General features: G+C 41.8%; 23 protein-coding genes. 15 read left to right on the top strand and 8 right to left on the bottom strand.

Going from position 1 to position 19,600, the window contains the following annotated elements; translation table 11 throughout:
* Positions 1 to 2 precede the first annotated feature (2 nt).
* Both ACIQXH_RS01535 and ACIQXH_RS01530 read left to right on the top strand, forming a co-directional pair.
* Positions 3 to 1,031, top strand: a complete 1,029-nt coding sequence (locus tag ACIQXH_RS01535) for an ABC transporter permease (protein ID WP_402956603.1) — start codon at positions 3 to 5, stop codon at positions 1,029 to 1,031.
* Positions 1,006 to 1,800, top strand: coding sequence for an ABC transporter ATP-binding protein (locus tag ACIQXH_RS01530; RefSeq protein ID WP_402869338.1), 795 nt, complete (start codon positions 1,006 to 1,008; stop codon positions 1,798 to 1,800). The genes ACIQXH_RS01535 and ACIQXH_RS01530 overlap by 26 nt, the downstream gene beginning before the upstream one ends.
* A 172-nt stretch (positions 1,801 to 1,972) precedes the next feature.
* Here the strand turns inward: ACIQXH_RS01530 and ACIQXH_RS01525 are convergent, their stop codons facing one another.
* Both ACIQXH_RS01525 and proC read right to left on the bottom strand, forming a co-directional pair.
* On the bottom strand, positions 1,973 to 2,524 hold the full coding sequence (locus ACIQXH_RS01525) for a MerR family transcriptional regulator (RefSeq protein ID WP_402956605.1): 552 nt from the start codon (positions 2,522 to 2,524) through the stop codon (positions 1,973 to 1,975).
* A gap of 374 nt (positions 2,525 to 2,898) precedes the next feature.
* Entirely contained in the window at positions 2,899 to 3,744 is an 846-nt protein-coding gene (gene proC, locus ACIQXH_RS01520; protein WP_403121878.1) for a pyrroline-5-carboxylate reductase, read from the bottom strand.
* A gap of 521 nt (positions 3,745 to 4,265) precedes the next feature.
* Here proC and ACIQXH_RS01515 point away from each other — a divergent pair.
* The 3 genes from ACIQXH_RS01515 (at position 4,266) to ACIQXH_RS01505 (ending at position 6,736) form a co-directional block, all read left to right on the top strand.
* Positions 4,266 to 5,261 carry an MBL fold metallo-hydrolase gene (locus tag ACIQXH_RS01515; protein ID WP_402869333.1) on the top strand — a complete coding sequence of 332 codons (996 nt, stop codon included), beginning with the start codon at positions 4,266 to 4,268 and terminating at the stop codon, positions 5,259 to 5,261.
* On the top strand, positions 5,258 to 6,049 hold the full coding sequence (locus tag ACIQXH_RS01510; protein ID WP_402869331.1) for an SDR family NAD(P)-dependent oxidoreductase: 792 nt from the start codon (positions 5,258 to 5,260) through the stop codon (positions 6,047 to 6,049). The genes ACIQXH_RS01515 and ACIQXH_RS01510 overlap by 4 nt, the downstream gene beginning before the upstream one ends.
* Positions 6,050 to 6,202: 153 nt before the next feature.
* The gene (locus ACIQXH_RS01505) at positions 6,203 to 6,736 is read left to right on the top strand and encodes a DUF3221 domain-containing protein (protein ID WP_402869330.1); all 534 of its coding nucleotides are present in this window, start codon (positions 6,203 to 6,205) and stop codon (positions 6,734 to 6,736) included.
* Between the two features lie 56 nt (positions 6,737 to 6,792).
* On the opposite strand, the gene ACIQXH_RS01500 is transcribed toward ACIQXH_RS01505, so the two are convergent.
* A complete protein-coding gene (locus ACIQXH_RS01500) occupies positions 6,793 to 7,452 on the bottom strand; it encodes an NlpC/P60 family protein (protein ID WP_403079353.1) in 660 nt (219 codons plus the stop codon).
* 396 nt (positions 7,453 to 7,848) lie between these two features.
* Here ACIQXH_RS01500 and ACIQXH_RS01495 point away from each other — a divergent pair, with 396 nt between their 5' ends.
* From ACIQXH_RS01495 to ACIQXH_RS01485, 3 genes are all read left to right on the top strand, one after another.
* On the top strand, positions 7,849 to 9,108 hold the full coding sequence (locus ACIQXH_RS01495; protein ID WP_403079355.1) for a Y-family DNA polymerase: 1,260 nt from the start codon (positions 7,849 to 7,851) through the stop codon (positions 9,106 to 9,108).
* Between the two features lie 25 nt (positions 9,109 to 9,133).
* Positions 9,134 to 9,466: a YolD-like family protein gene (locus ACIQXH_RS01490; protein WP_402956615.1), complete on the top strand. Its 333-nt coding sequence runs from the start codon at positions 9,134 to 9,136 to the stop codon at positions 9,464 to 9,466.
* Positions 9,467 to 9,568: 102 nt separating this feature from the next.
* The gene (locus tag ACIQXH_RS01485; protein WP_402956617.1) at positions 9,569 to 9,892 is read left to right on the top strand and encodes an iron-sulfur cluster biosynthesis family protein; all 324 of its coding nucleotides are present in this window, start codon (positions 9,569 to 9,571) and stop codon (positions 9,890 to 9,892) included.
* Between the two features lie 46 nt (positions 9,893 to 9,938).
* On the opposite strand, the gene ACIQXH_RS01480 is transcribed toward ACIQXH_RS01485, so the two are convergent.
* Entirely contained in the window at positions 9,939 to 10,847 is a 909-nt protein-coding gene (locus ACIQXH_RS01480) for an alpha/beta hydrolase (RefSeq protein WP_402986135.1), read from the bottom strand.
* 124 nt (positions 10,848 to 10,971) lie between these two features.
* Here ACIQXH_RS01480 and ACIQXH_RS01475 point away from each other — a divergent pair, with 124 nt between their 5' ends.
* On the top strand, positions 10,972 to 11,235 hold the full coding sequence (locus ACIQXH_RS01475; protein ID WP_402869318.1) for a YqkE family protein: 264 nt from the start codon (positions 10,972 to 10,974) through the stop codon (positions 11,233 to 11,235).
* Between the two features lie 251 nt (positions 11,236 to 11,486).
* Positions 11,487 to 11,924, top strand: a complete 438-nt coding sequence (locus ACIQXH_RS01470; protein WP_402869313.1) for a MarR family winged helix-turn-helix transcriptional regulator — start codon at positions 11,487 to 11,489, stop codon at positions 11,922 to 11,924.
* 58 nt (positions 11,925 to 11,982) lie between these two features.
* Here the strand turns inward: ACIQXH_RS01470 and ACIQXH_RS01465 are convergent, their stop codons facing one another.
* The 3 genes from ACIQXH_RS01465 to mciZ all read right to left on the bottom strand — a co-directional run bounded on the left by ACIQXH_RS01465 (position 11,983) and on the right by mciZ (position 13,772).
* A complete protein-coding gene (locus tag ACIQXH_RS01465) occupies positions 11,983 to 12,408 on the bottom strand; it encodes an Ohr family peroxiredoxin (protein WP_402869311.1) in 426 nt (141 codons plus the stop codon).
* Positions 12,409 to 12,647: 239 nt separating this feature from the next.
* Positions 12,648 to 13,556 carry an aldo/keto reductase gene (locus ACIQXH_RS01460; protein WP_403121876.1) on the bottom strand — a complete coding sequence of 303 codons (909 nt, stop codon included), beginning with the start codon at positions 13,554 to 13,556 and terminating at the stop codon, positions 12,648 to 12,650.
* A 57-nt stretch (positions 13,557 to 13,613) separates the two neighbouring features.
* A complete protein-coding gene (gene mciZ / locus ACIQXH_RS01455; protein ID WP_402869307.1) occupies positions 13,614 to 13,772 on the bottom strand; it encodes a Z-ring formation inhibitor MciZ in 159 nt (52 codons plus the stop codon).
* A 75-nt stretch (positions 13,773 to 13,847) separates the two neighbouring features.
* Here mciZ and ACIQXH_RS01450 point away from each other — a divergent pair, with 75 nt between their 5' ends.
* The 3 genes from ACIQXH_RS01450 to ACIQXH_RS01440 all read left to right on the top strand — a co-directional run bounded on the left by ACIQXH_RS01450 (position 13,848) and on the right by ACIQXH_RS01440 (position 17,446).
* The gene (locus ACIQXH_RS01450) at positions 13,848 to 14,399 is read left to right on the top strand and encodes an NUDIX hydrolase (protein WP_402869305.1); all 552 of its coding nucleotides are present in this window, start codon (positions 13,848 to 13,850) and stop codon (positions 14,397 to 14,399) included.
* Positions 14,400 to 15,569, top strand: coding sequence for an endonuclease Q family protein (locus ACIQXH_RS01445; RefSeq protein ID WP_402956621.1), 1,170 nt, complete (start codon positions 14,400 to 14,402; stop codon positions 15,567 to 15,569). It begins immediately after the preceding gene.
* A 356-nt stretch (positions 15,570 to 15,925) separates the two neighbouring features.
* The gene (locus ACIQXH_RS01440; RefSeq protein ID WP_402956623.1) at positions 15,926 to 17,446 is read left to right on the top strand and encodes a CoA-acylating methylmalonate-semialdehyde dehydrogenase; all 1,521 of its coding nucleotides are present in this window, start codon (positions 15,926 to 15,928) and stop codon (positions 17,444 to 17,446) included.
* Between the two features lie 179 nt (positions 17,447 to 17,625).
* Here ACIQXH_RS01440 and ACIQXH_RS01435 read toward each other — a convergent pair whose 3' ends face one another.
* Entirely contained in the window at positions 17,626 to 18,189 is a 564-nt protein-coding gene (locus ACIQXH_RS01435) for a GNAT family N-acetyltransferase (RefSeq protein WP_402956626.1), read from the bottom strand.
* Positions 18,190 to 18,339: 150 nt separating this feature from the next.
* Between ACIQXH_RS01435 and spoIIM the strand changes: the two genes are divergently transcribed.
* Both spoIIM and fur read left to right on the top strand, forming a co-directional pair.
* Positions 18,340 to 18,984, top strand: a complete 645-nt coding sequence (spoIIM, locus tag ACIQXH_RS01430) for a stage II sporulation protein M (protein ID WP_402869297.1) — start codon at positions 18,340 to 18,342, stop codon at positions 18,982 to 18,984.
* 123 nt (positions 18,985 to 19,107) lie between these two features.
* The gene (gene fur, locus ACIQXH_RS01425; RefSeq protein WP_402869878.1) at positions 19,108 to 19,566 is read left to right on the top strand and encodes a ferric iron uptake transcriptional regulator; all 459 of its coding nucleotides are present in this window, start codon (positions 19,108 to 19,110) and stop codon (positions 19,564 to 19,566) included.
* Positions 19,567 to 19,600: the final 34 nt, after the last annotated feature.

Raw genomic sequence — 19,600 nt, 5'->3', positions numbered from 1 at the left:
AAATGCCAACAGCCATATTTAACTCTTTTGAATCTGGAATGATCTATGCGATCATGGCACTTGGAGTCTATTTGACATTCAGAATTCTCGATTTCCCGGACATGACGGTCGAAGGTAGCTTCGTGACAGGAGCTTCTGTCGCCGCTATTATGATCGTCAATGGTTTCTCGCCGATTATGGCCACGTTTTGCGCCATGCTTGCCGGATTTGTGGCAGGGACGATGACAGGGCTGCTGCATACAAAAGGGAAGATAAATCCGCTTCTTGCCGGTATTTTAATGATGATTGCGCTCTTTTCCATTAACTTAAGGATCATGGGGGCTTCGAACATTCCCTTGCTTTCTCAAACGACGATTATCACGAACATCTCAGAAGCATGGTCTCATACTGGTTTGGATCAAATGTTTAATGGGATTTTTTCAATCATTGGCCTTGGTGAAAGTTTGCCAAAAACATGGGGCATTCTCATTGTCATGTTTATTGTAGTAGTAATGATTCAACTGGGGATGTCCGCCTTTTTAAAAACGGATGTAGGCCTTGCGCTTCGGGCAACTGGTGACAATGAAGCGATGGTCAAGAGTTTTTCGGCTCATACAGGGAATATGAAGATATTAGGCCTTGCCATCGGGAATGCCCTAGTTGCTTTCTCTGGTGCTTTAGTTGCCCAGTACAATGGTTTTAGCGATATTGGGATGGGAATCGGGATCATCGTAATCGGTCTGGCCTCCGTCATCATCGGGGAAGCGTTATTTGGCGCAAAAACGATTGTACGCGCCACGCTAGCTGTCATTGGGGGAGCCATCATATATCGTATCGTCGTTACATTGGCGCTACGTGTAAAATTCCTTGATACGGGTGATGTGAAATTAATCACTGCGCTTATTGTAATCGGTGCCTTAGTCATCCCGCAAATTTCCGAAAAACAAAAAGAAAAAGGTCGTAAGAAAAAAAGACTCAAAGAATTGCAACTGCACCGTATCGAGCCTACAAAGGGGGAAGAGGAATTTGCTGCAGCTAAATCAGATTTATAAGGTCTTCAATGAAGGGACTCCGGATGAAAAGCTTGCCCTTGGCAATCTGGATTTACAGCTGTCAAAGGGTGAATTTGTAACGGTCATTGGCAGTAATGGTGCTGGGAAGTCCACGTTGATGAATATGATTTCCGGTAAGACCCTTCCCGATGCTGGTGATGTCATCATTGATGGCCAAAATGTATCATCGATTGAAGAACATAAGCGGGCGAAAATGATTGGGCGGGTTTTCCAGGACCCCATGCTCGGAACGGCCCCGCACATGACCATTGAAGAAAATATGGCCATCGCGTATGGCAGGACGAATCGAAGGGGTCTTGGCTTTGGGGTAACGAAAAGACGGAAAGAGCTTTTTAACGATAGCCTGAGTACACTCCATTTAGGATTGGAAAATCGGATGAATGCAAAAGTGGGGTTATTATCGGGAGGGGAGCGTCAGGCATTATCGTTATTGATGGCGACCTTCACCGATCCGAAAATCCTGCTTCTCGATGAACATACAGCTGCTCTCGATCCATCCAGGGCAGAGCTTGTTACAAGCCTGACGAAGGAAATTGTTGAAAAGAACCGGTTAACTACATTGATGGTGACTCACAATATGCAGCAGGCCATCGATCTTGGTGATTCTTTAATCATGATGGATAAAGGCCAAATCATTTTCGAGGCAAGAGGCCCGAGAAAACAGGCACTGACTGTTGATAAGCTCTTGAATGAATTCCAGCGTATCAAGGGTGAAAAAATGCTAAATGACCGTGCGGTGTTGATATAAAGTGAAAGAGGCCTAGCGCTCAAGGTGAATGACCTTGGACCGAGGCCTCTTTTTTCGGCGGAATCGGAAGGGTTTACTATCGAGTGACTGAGTCTCGCCTTACGGAAGGCCAAGAGAACGGGTTGACTGCAGAGGACAGTGGACGTTCGGAGAGAATTCAAGGTCCTCCTGCTTAATCGCTATCAGCTGTGCTCCAAGGAGAATTGTCATCTTTTTTGGTTCCAAAAAAGTTTCTCATGAAGGACTTTTTCTTTGTTTTTTTAGCGGCGGCAGCTTCTTCGGTAGCGAGATAAAAATCTGCTGGTGGAATGGTGGCCGCTTCTAATGCTTCAATACGGGCTTCAAGTTTAGTGACGAGCTTATGCATGTCTTCCATTTCACTTCTATGCTGTAATAGTTGATAGGAAACAACGTCATCCGCTTTTGTTTTCAGACTTTTTTCGAGCCTGGAGACTCTTTCGTTTAGGTGATCTTGTCCTTTTTCCGACTCAATAGGTTGTTTAACAGTGGCCTTTCTGGTCTTCTTTTCTGAAATGCTCACCTTTTGTAAGACCACTCCCTCGTTCAGCTGGTCTTGGATTTTCCTCAATAAGTCAATATCTTCCTCCGAAAACTGGTAATGACCTAGCTGATTCCGTTCTACTTCCATGTTCAATTGGGTAACCCAGCGTTGAATGGTACTATGAGAAACGTTCAATAACTTGGCAACTGCACTTGTATTCATCTAGATTCCCCTCCTTTTGGTTGTAGAATTCTAGATAAAAGAAGCGATTCCTTTGCCGTTGACAAAACAAGTACTGATTCGCCAAAGATAGTGGATTTCCTACCTGTTTTTGCTGCCATGTCGATTTTATTTACCGGTACCGTCGTATTTCCAGTGGGTGTTCTTCCCGACGTAATTCAATCATTTCGGAGGGAAAAACATATTTGCCAAGTAAGCTGGATAAGCGGGAAGGGGATTTTAGAAATATTCGATTTGAAATATGGGTTAATCTTGAAGGATGGATGACAGCTTCTCTTCATTATCTTAGTCATGGCCATTTAGACACAATAGGCTGTTAACTCCCAGTTGGGAATCAACAGCCTGTTTACTTGTTGTTATTGGGGAACTACATATTTAGCCAGCTCTTTACTGATTTGATTTCCCATCCGCTTGGATTGTTCGGTGGCTTCTTGAACACAGGAGATAAATGCTTCTTGTACATGATGGGCTTGAAGTGCTTTCAGGCCAGCTTCCGTTGTCCCTCCCGGTGAAGTGACTTCTTTTCGCAGTACCGCTGGTGTTTTTGGCGATTTCTGCAGCATCTCAGCTGCACCGGTTAAAGTCTGAAGGATTAATTGCTTTGCTGTTACGGCATCAAGGCCAATGGATTCCGCGGATCTTTCCAGAGCCTCGACCAAATAATAAATATAAGCGGGACCGCTTCCGGATAAGCCCGTTACGGCATCAAGCTGTGTTTCTTCGACAATGGCAACTGAGCCCACCGTTTCGAAAAGTGTGATGGCCGTCTGCAATTGCGATTCAGTTGTATGTGCATTGGCCGATAGGGCAGTGGCTGACTTTCCAACGGCTGCCGATGTATTAGGCATAGCCCTTACGATGGCGACCGGTTTGGCTGCAATCCCTTCAAGGCTTGCCGTATGGACCCCTGCCACAACGGAAATGAACAGCATATCTTCCCGGATGTATTCCTTTATGGATTGTATCGTGGTTAAAATATCTTTTGGCTTTACTGCAAGTACTACTATGTTTGCATTCTCTAGTAGTTGCGGAAGAGACCGTGTTGGGGTAATCCCATATTGTTCTGTTAGATAAGTGAATCGTTCATCATTTTTTTTGTTGGTCACAAAAATGTCAGCCGGGTTTATTACTTGCTGAGTGACCAAACCGGAAATGATTGCTTCGGCCATTGATCCAGCCCCGATAAAAGCTATTTTTTTCATTTCACTCACTCCTTTAATGCATACTAGTAACGGTCAGTTTTCCCAAATAAAATAAAAAAGACCCCTCATCCAATAAAGGACGAAAGGTCTGGCTTCCGTGGTACCACCTTTGTTCAACTCCTACAAAATAAAAAGGAAGTTGCACTTGAATCCGCTAACGTGGGATGAACGTCAGTTTTACTGAAGGCTCATAAGGTAGGTTCAATAATAGAGAGGACGGTGAAGCTTTTCAGCACATTTAAGAACTTCACTCTCTTTACGCCATCCATTATTTACTTGGCCTCAATCATAGCCGTGCCGTCTTTAATTACTTGTGATTATGAAGGATGCATGAGTACTCTGTCAATAGTAATATATGCTGAGCCTTAAAATATAGTCGTTAATTATGTGAAAATAATGACAATGTTCAGGATTATATGTAAAATAGTGATTACATACACAGTTTTCTAATAAAATAAGGAAATACCAAATTTTACGGATATATAAGCTTATTTAAATATAATATTAAGGTGGAAATAGACATGGTGAATTGGAATGGGGATATCGCAAAGCTTTCTCTGCCGACGCCGTTTGCAGTGGGCGATGTAAATGTTTACATAGTTAAAGGAGATGCCTTAACTTTAATTGATACGGGGGTTAAAACCGTACAATCAAAAGAGGCACTGAATGCTGGACTTGGGGAATTAGGGCTGCAACTATCTGATATTGAACAAATAATCTTGACGCATCATCATCCAGACCATGCTGGTGCACTCGATTTCTTCGATAAGAAAGTCCCGGTGTATGGTCATAAAAACAATCAGCGGTGGCTGACTCTAAGCGATGAGTTCCTTGACACCCATAATTCTTTCTTTCTAGACTTTGCAGGGAAATTGGGCGTGGCTGAAGAATTGAAACATAGATTGACCCATGACAAAGAAGAAATCCAATTCCTTAGTAAAAGGAACATGCAAGCACATTTGGCTGAGGGTGACGAACTTCCGGGCCTTCCAGGATGGCGAGTGATCGAGACTCCTGGTCATGCGCAAAGCCATGTTTCCTTTTATCGGGAGAGTGACGGCTTAATGATTGCAGGAGACCACTTACTTGCAAGAATTTCGCCTAATCCATTAATGGAGCCACCCTTGATTGTGGGTGGCGTTCGTCAACGGCCATTGCTTCAATACAATGCCTCCCTTCAAAAACTATTAGACTTTCCGATTTCTAAGGTTTATTCAGGACATGGGGGAGAAATTGATGGAGAGAAAGTGTCCGATTTGATTCGATATAGATTTGAGCGACAGCATAATCGGGCCATGCAGGTGAAAAGCATGCTCCAAGAAAAACCTTTAACGGGATTTGAAGTGTGTCAGCGTCTCTTCCCAAAAGTTTATCGTCAGGAAGTCGACTTGACACTCTCGGAAACGGTCGGTCAGTTGGATTATCTGGAGGATTTGGGTGAAATCGAATTGGAAATGCAATCGGGTGTCATTTTATATTCAAGTGCGACGACAGTTTCTAAGGGGATAATCTATTGAGTAAATTAAGCGGGAAAGTCATTGTCATTACCGGGGCTTCGGGAGGAATTGGAAAGGAAATTGCGATTCAATCTGCCCGACTTGGGGCAAGACTCGTTCTTTTGGCAAGGAGCCTGGATAAATTGCAGACTCTGAAGGAGAGCCTGACCAGCCAATACGGGGTCGATGTTTTTGTATGGAAGTTGGATGTTTCCGATACAGAACAAGTGGAAAGGGTCTTCGTTGACATCCACGACCAGGTCGGCACCGTGGATGTGTTGGTCAATAATGCCGGGCACGGTACGTTTAAAGAAGTCCTTGATACGGATTTAGAAGAGAGTAAAGGGATGTTTGCTGTCAATGTAATCGGCTTGATGGCCTGTACGAAGTTTGTGCTTCCACATATGAAGCGCAAACAAGCGGGCCACATCATTAATATTGCGTCACAGGCAGGGAAAATTGCAACACCTAAGTCCACACTTTATTCAGCCACTAAATTCGCGGTGCTTGGTTATTCGAATGCTCTCCGGCTTGAATTGATGGAAGACAACATTCATGTGACCACCGTTAATCCTGGGCCAATCGAAACCAACTTTTTTACTATAGCGGATGAATCCGGGACATATATGAAGGGCATTAAGAAATTCATGCTTAAGCCTGAGGATGTAGCAGCCAAAATCGTTGCTGCCATGCTAACTAATAAACGGGAAGTCAATCTGCCCGCCTGGATGAATATGGTGAGTAAGTTTTATACCTTGTTTCCAAGAATCACTGAGACCGTTGGGAAAAAAGCATTTTTTAAAAAATAGATACTTCTAAATATAAGTGAAGATTACTATTTTAATAAGAAATTAAGGGAGTGTCATCTGACATTCCCTTTTTTTGAATTTATTTGGATTATCTTTCCATCTTATGTAACCATTTCATTGGTGAATTCGTCTGTTTTATAGGAGGGATTTTGTATGAAGCTCGTTATGGGAAAGTCTTTTATCTTTTTATTCCTTTTTTTCATTCTGGGAAGCTGTCAATCCTTCTCTGAAGAGCAACCCCATAAGTCCATTGGCAAGGGAGAAGAAGGATTCATTACAGATTTAGATGATAAGCGGATTCTGATAAAAGGGACGTATTACAAGGTGAAAAATCATACGTATATACAAGATGAACATGGGGCAAAGCTCAGTTATTCAGACTTGGCAATCGGGATGAAAGTTAAACCATGGTACGGTGGAGAGGTCGAAGAATCATTTCCTTCGAAAGCGGATGCAGAATTGATACGGATTTTAAAGGATGAAGAGAGTCTAGAAGAGCAAAAGGCCGTAACTGCTGCACTTGAGCATGTGACTAAAGCTCCTAGTCAGCGTTTCATGGTTCTTGAAATCATTCATTTCCCTTCCGAGCATGTATACAATATTGAAATGATGAATCGCTCCAACTTGGACGCATCATTTACTGTGACCGTAGACGATTCTACTGAAGAAATCTTATATCTAAAATAATAAGGGGGCAGAATCAAATAGATTCTGCCCTGCTTTGTTTTAACCTCATGTTTTTTTTATAAAGTTTTTGCACCCAGGTATTTTGGCGCCCAATAGGAGTTATTCATATCGGTGATGGTAATTCCTTTAGAAGAGGAAGCATGAATGAACTGATTGTTTCCAATGTAGATTCCAGCATGGGAAACACCCGTCTTTCCAGAAGAAGTATCAAAGAATACAAGATCGCCTTTTGATGGCGTTGATACTTTCAATCCGGTATTCCCGTAAAGCTGGGATGTTGTCCGTGGTAGGGTAATTCCTTGTGATTTTTGGAATACATAATAGATGAACCCCGAACAGTCAAATCCTGCTGGTGTCGTGCCAGCCCATTTGTATGGCGAGCCTATCAATGTTTTTGCATAATTAATCATGCTTGTATTATTGACATTATAAACACCGAGCGCATTGAAGGTATTTCTTCCTGCAATCCCATCGGCAGTCAATCCTTTAGCTTTTTGAAAGTTTTTTACGGCAGTTGTTGAATAGGTTCCGTAGTAAGTAGTCGATGAACCAGTATATGTGAAATAACCTTTAGTTTTTAATAGGGTCTGTAGTTGTTTGACATCACTATGTGTCATTCCGGGTCTGAGGGTTTGATCTCCAATATTTGCAAACGCCTGAAGTGGCGTCAGCATTAATGCAGAAGCAACAGCAGCTGAGGCAATCCATTTCTTCATGTATCTCATTTCCTCTCTCTATCTCTCTATTTTTCTTTAACAATATTATCCTACAATACCATTGTGACAATCAAACCAGTTTTTGATTACATTTTCATTACAAAAAATAAGTAGTAATACTTAGTGAAAATCAGCGAAATCGTTTTTCTTAAATAGTAAAAGGGTTAAAAGACTCGGTTCCCCTTTTAGGCAAGATACCAACTAATTATATTTATAAAAACTAGTTGGATATAATGGATTACTTTTAAATTAAAGGGTATTTATGGGTATTTAAAAAGTTCCCATAAATAGGTGGAAATTTGTCATGAAACTTCCATTGAATGCGAACGTTTATTCGTTTAGAATGAGGGATATAATATAAACACGAACATATATTCTGTATAGGGTGAAGAAAAAATGGATTATAGCATGATGCCGAAACAATCAATTATGTGTATTGATATGAAAAGTTTTTATGCTAGCTGCTCAGCGGTCATGCATGGATTGGACCCGCTCGAATGTTATTTGGCAGTGGTGGGTGATAAGAATAGGGAGGGGAGCATTGTGCTTGCGGCTTCTCCAAAGCTAAAGAAGGAATTCGGTATAAAAACCGGTTCCCGGAAGTTTGAGATACCGAAAGATCGACGCATTCTAGTCGTTGAACCCAAAATGGCCACTTATTTGAGAGTTTCGACGGAGATTACGCGCTTGTTTCACCGCTATGTTCCAAAAGAAGCGATTCATGTATACAGTGTGGACGAAAGTTTTTTGAAAGTTGATGGAGCGGCTTCTTTATGGGGGGATGCCTGGAATATTGCCAGGAAAATAAAAGATGACATTGAAAGGGAATTACAGATTCCAAGTGCAATCGGGATTGGGCCGAACATGCTGATGGCGAAGCTTTCTCTTGATCTCGAGGCCAAACATACAGGAATAGCTGAGTGGACATATGAAGACGTACCAGCTAAGCTTTGGCCGATTTCTCCGCTTCGTGAAATGTGGGGGATAGGAAGGAGGGTGGAAAAGACCCTTCATGGCATGGGAATATTCACTGTCGGGCAACTTGCCAATTATGACCTTCAATTGCTTGAAGCGAAGTTCGGGATTATGGGCAATCAGCTTTATCATCATGCCTGGGGAATCGATTTGTCAGATCTCGGGGCGCCGATCATCGAGGGGCAGGTCAGCTTTGGTAAAAGTCAGATTTTACTCCGTGATTACAAGGAAGAACACGAGATCAAGCAGGTTATGGTAGAAATTTGTGAGGAAGTCGGAAGAAGGGCTCGTACCCATAGGAAGGCTGGACGGACGATCAGTCTGAGCATTGGTTATAGTAAGGATGAGTTTGGCGGTGGGTTTCATCGCTCCCGTTCGATTGAGGAACCGACAAATATCACAATGGAATTGTATAAAGTCTGTCTTGAACTTTTTTATGAAAACTATCATAAGCAAAAAACGGTTCGTAGCGTTTCGGTCACACTCTCGAATATTGTGGATGATAATGAGATGCAGCTGACTTTATTTGATGCTTCACGGTGGAAAAAGCGGGAATTGAGTTATACCGTTGACCGCATTCGACATAAATATGGTTCAAAATCACTGTTGCGCGCGGTTTCGTATACGAAAGCCGGGACGGCCGTTTATAGAAGCGGATTGCTTGGCGGGCATAAGGCTTGACAAAGTCGTCAGAGGAGGAAAAAGAATGATTCATGATCGGGGGCGTATCAAATGGACATCCATGATGCTACCGGAACATGTGAAGATGTTGCGGGATTGGGTGGCGGAGGATAGCCATGAAGCAAGACGCATTCTCGATGAACAGCAGTTTGAAGAAATGAATGCTGTGATGGGGGAAGCGATGGAAGAAGGTAGAGAGGTCATGATTGCCTATTATGACAGAACCCGATACCAGCTTTTAATCGGAAGCATTCATTATTATGATGAATGCTTGCAAAGACTTCATATTATTGACCATTTTCAGCAACCACATTATATTCAACTTTCCCATATAGCGGATGTAAGATTGATGGAATAAGAATGGTGGGATTATCCCCATGGATGCACAAGAGTGCGGGAAAAGGACAGGGGTCCTTTCATCGTTTATAATGGGGGAATGGAACGAATAGGGGGAAATGAGATGTACATTGAATGGACAGATAGAGCAGCCGAAAAACTTTCCGATAAAATACAGGGAAAAGAAGGACATTTACAGTTGAAATATGATACAGATGGCTGTGGTTGCGTAGTAAGTGGCGTGACAGCTCTTTGGCTCGTTGACGAGCTTGAGGAGGATAATCAAAAAGTGGAGACCAATGGAGTTCCCCTTTATGTCGAAAAATCTAAAATGATTTTTCTCGATGATATCATGACAATAGACTTTGTGGTCGAAGCAAACTGCTTTCAGCTAAAAAGCCCGAATCAAATCTTGAATCCAAGGATGAGTTACTTTAATAAACTCTAAAAAAAGCAAAGGGAGAATCCCGATAGTCGTGGGATTCTCCCTTTGTCTATTTCAATACAAGCTGTTCGAGAAATTGGTCGATCCGTTCCTCATATTCCTTGGGATTAGCATTATATGATTGTGCGTGAGCCCCGTTTTTTGCGAGGTAAAGTTGTTTTGGTCCTTTTTTTGCTTCATATAATTCAAGTGTCATGGAGGCGGGAATGAAAGTATCAGGTTCACTGTGAATGAACAGCACTGGTTTTTCGATAGTACTAATGAAATCTATCGGTGATACTTCGTTCGTCCAATATCCATCACGAAGTTTGATGAACATGCGCCCAAGTGGAAAGATGGACCAGGTTGGAAAAGGGATTTCCATGCCGATTTGATGTTGAATTTGCTTTTCAAAATTGGAAAATGGACAATCGGCAATATAAAAATCTGCTCCATCTTCAAGCATGCCCGCATATAGAAGAAGGGTCACAGCCCCCATGGATTCACCATGAATGCCGAAGAAAAGATCTGAACCTTTACGTTTTTTTAACTCGTCAATCACGGCTTTCAAGTCGAATTTTTCATAATGTCCATAGCTGCTTGTTTTCCCACCGGAGTCTCCATGACGACGGTGATCGTAGATGACCGCATTGAATCCACGCTTAAGGAAAATGTTCATGTACTTGATCGAGTTCGTTTTATTTTCTGTCACGCCGTGAGCAATAATGATCCACTTATTCGTAGGATGTGGTTCAATAAACATGCATTTCAAGGAATACCCAGATGGAGAAGGTACCCAGATTTCGCTTTTAGGCAGGGTATCAAAATCCTCTTGAATGAACCGTTTAGCCAAGACTTCACGATCTTTGATGAAATCATCTTCCTTCTTCTTCATGTACATGAGCCGATTAGAAAAATAAATACCGATGCCGACCATATACGTCAAGATGCCGGCAATTGCGAGACCCCATTTTTTCATGGTGAACCTCCTTGTTTTTAGTTTATTTTACCATGTTGAAAAATAAGAAAATACTGTTAAGAAATCGTCACGGGTAAAACCGGAGTCATGGTATAATAATGTATAATGTCAGGGGGTTTTAAGGATGAAAAAGAAACAGCCGCGCAATCAAAATCAAAGTAAAAAGCAAGAAAAAGAAGCATCGTCATCATTGAAACTTGGTGATATGCTCAATCAAGATATCATGTCGCAGCTTCGCCAAAAACAAAAAGAATTAAACGATGCGGAACAAGAGAAGAGAGCAGCAGAAGAAGAAAAGAAACGTCAAGAAAGAAAACAGCGTGAGAAAAATAAATCATTCGAAGAGCTGTTGGGTGAAAGTGATCTTAACTGGAAAAACTATAAATGATTTTAAAGAAATCGGGATGTTTATTATGACCCGACCAAAAAAACTATAAATGGAAAGCATCTTCGTTGGTACCCATGTACTTATAACGGGGATGTTTTTGTATGAAGAAAATGACATGGAACAAATTAAATTCCTTCGTAATTCTGTTTGGATGGCCGAATCGCTTTATTTTATAAAGCATAACGATTATATTAAAAGTAAGTTTGATAGGTACCCGCTTATCGAATGGACTACTATTAGTTGGTGATGAAATGGAAAAAAGAATAGAATCTGTACTGGAAAATCAACTATGCTTCCTTCTATATGCAAATTCGAGGGAAATGACCAAGAAGTATAAACCACTACTTACCAAACTTAACGTAACGTATCCTCAATATCTCGTTCTGCTTTTACTATGGGAGCAAGACACGCTTACAGTGAAGAAATTAGGGGAGTTACTTGCACTTGATTCAGGAACGCTCACTCCCATGTTGAAACGGATGGAGCAGAATGGGCTCATTGTTCGTGAACGGTCCACTAAAGATGAAAGGTCTGTCATGATTCAGCTGACTCGAAAGGGACTTGATTTAAGGGAAGAAGCCTGTTTCATTCCTGAACGCATTTCGGATATGTCCGGTGAAGATAAGCAAGTGGTTGAGGATTTGAAAGCGTCGCTGCTTCAACTATTAAAAACCTTGCAAGCACTTTGAAGGAATAGAAAAACGCCTGGGTTCACTTCAAACCCAAGCGTTTTTTTGTGAAATTGCTTTATTCTACTTCAATTTCAATGGCAACATCCACATTTCCGTTGATTGCTTTTGAATAAGGGCACATTTGGTGAGCTTTATGAACGAAAGTTTCAAATGAATTTTTATCGATTCCTGATCCCTTTACGACTAATGTTACAGCCAAGCTGTATTGATGCATATCACCCATCAATAAACTGACATTGGCTGTGACGTTTGAAGTAAATGTAGCACCTTCAATCTTTCCAACCGATTGTAAAGCACTATCAAAACAAGCCGCATATCCTGCTGCAAAAAGCTGTTCAGGATTAGAAGCTTCAGGCATCTGTTTAGCCCTTGGCGTTCCGGGCATTGCAATATCAACCGTAAAGTTTCCATCAGCTGAAATGGCCGTTCCTTCTCTTCCTCCATCAACCGTTACAGACGTCGTAAATAGTGTTTTTGTCATTGTTTATCTCCCCAATCTTTTCATTTAGATTGTGCACAATTGAATTGTATACTATCAATTAAGAAATAGCAACAGAAAAGATCTTAGAAAGAACTCACCCTACACTTTTGCAGCTGAGTTATTTAAAAGTGTAGGGTATGACTCCCGGAATAAAAAAAAGCTATCCAACCGTAGGTGTACGGAAAGGATAGCTTTGCAGAGAAATGATTGCTAGTCTTTAAAGGGTGTTCAGGTTAGATTTATTCCCGGTGGTTTGCATATTTGCTTGCTTTGGTGAGTTGCTTCAACAGATCAAGTTCATCTTTTGAAAGAGAAGGGCTGTTGGCAGCCTGACAGTTTTCGCGAAGCTGTTGCACCGTGCTCGCCCCGGCTACGGCAGATGCAACGCATTGGTTCGATAATACATATTGCAGAGCCACAGCATTCAGCTTCTTGCCGGAAATCTTCTCTTTTAATTGTGGAAGTAAGTCCTGGAGTGCTTGATAGCTATAATCGAGGTAGCCGTCCTCACTAGCCTTGTTAAGCATTTTTTCACTTAGCAGCCCTTTGGCGAGAGGCCCCCGAGCAATGATGCTGACCTGCTTATTTTCCAAAAGTGGCATCCACTCTTCCGGACGGCGGTCCAGAAGGCTGTACTGCATCATCACGGAATCAATATCTGAATTCTCGACAAATGCCTTTATTACATTGGGCCGAATCGATGATATTCCATAGTACCGAATCAAACCTTCTTTTTTTAAGTCCTCAAAGGCTTCAATCGTTTCCTCCAAATTATCTTCAATCGTACCGCCATGCAGCTGATAGAGGTCAATATAGTCGGTGCCTAGTCTCTTTAGACTATCTTTTACGGCCGTCTTGATATAGTCACCAGATGGATCCCAGCTCCAGCCTTCTTTATTTTCCGTCCAGCGGTTTCCGACTTTCGTTGCTATGTACACTTGATCGCGAACTGGCTTTAGGCTTTCTCCCACAATTTCCTCGTTCACTCCAAAATCATATAAGTCAGCGGTGTCGAAGTAATTGATGCCTTCATGTAAAGCAGCCTTCACAATTTCGGCTGCCTTTTTTTGATCGGTTCCTAAAGACATGCATCCAAGTCCAATTTCGGATACAAGCAAATCCGAATTTCCTAATCTGCGTTTTTTCATGTTATCCTCTCCTTTATATCTTCATTGTAAAGGAGGAATCATTTTCACTCAAAGATTTCACTTGATCCTTTTTAAGGGGTGAGGTTCTTGTCGATGGATATCTGCAATCCAGTCATTGACATAAACATAGTCACTTTGTAGACTTTTGAGTTTTTGAACAATCTCCCAACTCTTTCCGGAGAAAACAATGCCATTTTCGAACACATGAATTTTCATCAAATCGCCCTCCATCCCTAGTATGGTAAAATGTATGAAGAATCATGCTGTAATTAGAACAGAGGAGTGGACAAGTTGAAAAAATTCGAAGAGAAAACATTATCAAGCAAAAAGATATTCACGGGTAAAGTAATCAATTTACAAGTGGATGATGTCGAGCTTCCTGATGGGAAAACGAGTAAACGAGAAATCATCAAGCATCCCGGGGCAGTCGCAATCATCGCTCTTACAGCTGAAGATAAGATCATCATGGTCGAACAGTACCGTAAAGCGTTGGAGAGAAGCCTGGTTGAAATTCCAGCAGGTAAGCTTGAAAAAGGGGAGGAACCCGTTCGGTCGGCAGAACGTGAACTTGAGGAAGAGACGGGCTATGAATGTGAAAGAATGGAGCATATCATCTCTTTTTATACGTCTCCAGGCTTTGCGGATGAGCTAGTCCATCTCTATTTGGCCCACAATTTGAAAAAGAAAAAAGATGCGGCACCATTGGATGAAGATGAGTTTGTCGAGGTGATCGAGCTGACATTGAAGGAAGCTCAAAACTATCTGGATGAAGGGAAGATCCAAGATGCCAAAACGGCCTACGCCGTACAATATTTGCAGTTGAAAAAGGCGTTGAATGAATAAATGAAAGAATACTATGCTGATTTCCATATTCATATCGGCAGGACGAGAAGTGGGAAGGCGGTTAAGATCACCGGAGCTAAAACGTTGACCTTCAGCAACATAATCGAAGTGGCAAGCGAACGAAAAGGACTCGATATGATAGGGGTTATAGACTGCCATTCTCCTGAGGTTATTGAAGAGATAGAAGCTGGAATTCACAATGGGGAAATTACGGAAATGGAGGGTGGCGGACTTCATTATCGGAACCTCACCATCATCCCAGGGTCGGAAATTGAAATATATGACCACAATTGCCATGGACCGATTCATGTTCTTGCCTATTTTCCAAATATGGAAGTGCTGAAGAGGTTTTCATCATGGATGAGTAATTATGTGAAAAATATTACGTTGAGTTCCCAGAGGATTTATTGTGACGGGCGAAAGTTGCAAGAAATCGTCAAATCCCTTGGAGGGCTGTTCATCCCTGCGCATGTTTTCACCCCCTTTAAAAGCTTGTACGGTAAAGGCGTAAAGGAAAGCCTGGCGGAAGTGTTCGATCCGAAGCTCATTGATGCCATCGAACTTGGTTTAAGCTCGGATACCTATTTGGTGGAGGACATAAAAGAATTGAAATCGTATACCTTCCTGACGAATTCCGATGCCCACTCCCTTGGAAAGATAGCCCGTGAATATCAAATGCTATTGCTTCAAGAACCGAGTTTTACAGAGTTGGAAAAAGCGCTTAAGGAAGAAGAAGGTCGTAAAGTGACAGCCAATTATGGATTGAATCCCTTATTGGGTAAATATTATCAAACCGTTTGCGGAAGTTGCCTTCATAAAATGGCCATAAATGCTGAGGCATGCAGTGAATGCGGAGGCAAGAAGATCATTAAGGGAGTTTCCACACGTATTGCCGAATTATCCGTTTCTGGAAAAGGGGAGGAAAAGAGGTCCCGTCCGCAGTATATTCATCAGGTTCCGCTTGATTTCATTCCGGGCCTTGGCCCGAAGTCCATGGACAGACTATTGGGGGCCTTCGGAACAGAGATGAATATCCTTCATGAGGTGACTCTCGAACAGCTTTCAGAGGTCGTTCCATTGAAATTAGCCCACTTTATAGATTCCGCAAGAAAAGGGATATTGGGTTTTGATGCAGGAGGAGGCGGCAAATATGGGAAAGTTAAGATGTGATAACACAGGCTTTCCCGATATAAACTTTTCAAAAGGCATTTCTAGATGGAAGTGCCTTTTGTGCTTGTTATAGATATCACTTCGTAGCAATTAGTCTTTTTGTGAAATAGAAAAGGGATTCATTTAACACTTTGTATAATGACTAAAAAGCCAGGAAGTTACACAATAGGAATAGGAAATAAATCATAATAAGGAAGTGACACGAATATAGGCGCAATATGCTGGCGTAAACTCGCGACTGAAATTCCGAGTTTAATTATCTGAGTATTTTGTGAGTTTGTGGGTGACGGATTACATAAAGGAAATGCTTCACCCCTACTATATAGTAAAATCTCGAACAATTAGGAGGAGTTATAATGACTGAAACAATAAAAGTAAAAGAATTATCTCATTTTATAGGCGGTCAAATGGTTGCAGGGCAAAACGGGAGATTTTCGGATGTATTCAATCCTTCAAGTGGAGAAGTCATTGCGAAAGTACCGTTAGCTTCGATTGAAGAAGTAAAGGGAGCCATTGATAAAGCCAAAGCTGCATTTCCCGCTTGGCGTGACATGTCCGTAGCAAGGCGTGCGGATATAGTGATCAAGTTTCGTAACTTGCTTACGGAACATACAGATGCCCTAATTGATCTGATTTGTACAGAAAGCGGTAAAACGGCAGAAGATGCAAAGGGCGAGATTACCCGTGGAATAGAATCTGTGGACCTTGCCATTGGAGCGCCCCATTTAGTGAAAGGGGAATATTCCGTCAACGTCGGTGGACAGATCAATGTCTATTCGGCGAAGTACCCACTTGGCGTCGTAGCAGCCATTTCTCCATTCAACTTCCCGATCATGGTGCCACTGGCCCAGACGAGCATGGCAATTGCTGTAGGCAATGCAGTCATTCTGAAAGCTTCGGAGCGAGTTCCAATGACAGCTTTATTCGTGAGTGAATTATGGAAGAAAGCAGGATTGCCGGACGGTATTTGGACCGTTATCAATGGTGATAAGGACGCTGTCAATGAATTATTGAGAAATCCAGAAGTGGAGGCAATCTCCTTCGTGGGCTCTACGCCGGTGGCTCAATATATTTATGAGACGGGAGCGAAACATGGTAAGCGTGTGACGGCTCTTGGTGGCGGGAAGAACAATATGGTTGTCATGCCTGATGCGGATTTAGAACAAGTGGCAAACTCTTTTATTGGAGCTGCATATGGAGCTGCATCCCAGCGTTGCATGGCCATTTCAACGCTCATGCCTGTTGGAGAAGAAACAGGGGATCGTTTAATAAAGATTTTAAAAGAAAAAATCGGCGCATTGAAAGTGGGCTCTTACACAGACCGGGAAGTTGACTTCGGACCTGTTATATCCCAACAATCAAAAGAGTCGGTAATTGCGGCGATTGACAAGAGCATTGAAGAAGGTGCAACGGTAGTGTGTGATGGACGGGAATTAGACATCGTGAAAGAATCCAGAGGTTTCTTTGTCGGCCCGACATTAATTGACCATGTAAAGCCAGGAATGGATATATATGAACAGGAAGTGTTCGGACCCGCCCGTAATGTTGTTCGGGTCGCTTCACTAGAAGAAGCGATTAAGCTGATCAACGAACATGAGTTAGGGAATGGTGTCACCATTTTCACCAATGATGGAGCGGCAGCTCGGAAATTCACAACGGAAATTGACGTTGGAATGGTAGGAGTTAATGTCCCGATTCCAATCCCTGTCGGCTACCATAATTTTGCTGGATTTAAAGGGTCTAGATTCGGTGAAGGTCATATGTTCGGACCAGACCAAGCCCGTTTCTTTACAAAAACAAAAACTGTCTCAGAACGATGGTTGACATCGTCCGCCAATACGGGGTCGACATTTGCCTTTCCAAGCAATAATGATTGAAGATTGAAATACAAAGAATCCCTGAAACTATTTTAGGGATTCTTTAAATCCTTTTAATAAAGCTTCATAGAAAGAGAGTTAATTGGAACGTAAAGTATGGAAAGCGAAAGAGGAGTTTTGCTTTTTAAAGCTAATGGAGAGAGTCCTGACAGGGAAAACTGATGCTGCCAGGGCTCTTTTTAGTTTATTATTTTTGCATAAATGCAAGTGTCTCGTAATGTCTTGCCGTCGGCGCTTAAAGCATCATTATGTAAAATCCCTTCCAGGGTAAATCCAAGCTTTTCAGGAATCCGTTTGCTGGTAAGATTATTGGGATCACAACGGATTTCAATTCTCTTGGCCCCATAATGATTAAAGGCGAATCTTGTTAACCTTTCTACCACTTCAGTTATATATCCTTTGTTCCTGTATTCCGTATCGATCCAATAACCGATTTCAAACTTGGGGATGTCCCAGTTAATTCGATGGAGGCCAGTGGAGCCTATGAATTGACCGTCTTCTTTCCTATAAATATGGAGTCTAATATCTTCTTTTAAGATAAAATCAGCATATGCTTTCAGGACATTCTTTTCTGAAGCTTCTATTGATGGTTCTTGCTGGGCAAATGGAAGCCATCTCTTCAACTCGTTTCGTGAACGGACTATGGCTTCATAAACGTCAAGTCCATCTCCCGGTAGGCAAGGTCTTAAATATAAGCGAGAAGTTTCAATTTTTTCTGGAAAATCCATTAGTATAGCTTTCATAGTACCCCTCCAAACAACTTTATGGAAAATTATAACACGTCTTTTGTGAAAAATGTTCTACGACTCTGTAAATTACGCTTGAATCCTTGTCATAAATAAAACAGAAAAAACATAGATTCTAGTAAGTGGAGTTGGGAGGATAGATAAAAGATGAAAAATAGATCTGCCATACAAAATGCTGTAAGGAAACATGTTAACGAACATTCCTCATTATACGTTTTTATCACTGTACTCTTTTTAATGGGTGTCATTTTTGGTGCTGTTCTCGTAAACAGTTTGAGCTTTACTCAAAAGGAAGATTTGTTCTACTATTTATCACAATTCTTCGGACAAGTTTCCAAAGGGGAATTTGCTTCTTCACACGATATGTTCAGTCAAAGTCTTATGCATAACCTTAAATATATTGGGGTCATCTGGATTCTTGGGGTTTCGGTTATCGGTTTGCCAGTGATATTAGTACTGTTATTTGTAAAAGGTATGGTTGTGGGATTTACGGTCGGATTTTTAGTCAATCAAATGGGGTGGAGTGGATTCCTATTATCATTTGTGGCAATCCTACCGCAAAATATATTCATTGTCCCGATCTTTATCGTGATCACGGTTCTGGCCGTATCGCTATCCATGAAGATGATCAGCCGCATTTTTCTTAAACAGGTTCGGGAGCCTTTAAAGCCGATTATTTCCCGCTATGTTTTTTCCTTGATCTTGGCTGGGGTATTTTTAATTGCAGCAGCTGCATTTGAAGCATATTTATCCCCTTCCTTAATGAAAAATGTCGTAAGCTTCTTGGGGTAATGAAGGATAGCTACGCATTCATCATGATTTTTTTGCTATTAATAAGGAAATCTATTTTGACAGTTTTCCCTCATTTGATATAATGTATAAGATAGCGGCGCGGGAGGGAATATTGGTATGGAAATAGAAAATAGAATTGATAGAATAAAAAAGCAGTTGCACTCGTCCAGCTACAAATTAACGCCTCAGCGAGAAGCGACCGTCCGCGTTTTACTTGAGCACGAAGAGGATCATTTAAGCGCAGAAGACGTTTACCTCCTTGTCAAAGAAAAGTCGCCGGAAATTGGATTAGCAACGGTATACCGTACGCTAGAGTTGCTGACTGAATTGAAAATAGTAGATAAAATTAACTTTGGAGACGGAGTTTCCCGTTATGATTTAAGACAAGAAGGCGCAGCGCATTTCCATCATCATCTGGTTTGTGTGGAATGTGGAGCGGTAGATGAGATCCAACAAGACTTACTTGAAGACGTGGAAGCCATTGTCGAGCGTGACTGGAACTTCAAGATAAAAGACCATAGATTAACCTTTCATGGCATTTGTCATCGATGTCATGACAAAGTCGAAGATAAAGATGAATAAAGTCGGACCTTCTCCCCTACCTGGAGAAGGTTTT

The sequence above is a fragment of the Peribacillus sp. NPDC097225 genome (assembly GCF_044761955.1).
GTDB lineage: Bacteria > Bacillota > Bacilli > Bacillales > DSM-1321 > Peribacillus.
The sequence above is the reverse complement of the archived record's forward strand: the minus strand, read 5'-3'. Positions and strand labels throughout refer to the sequence as shown.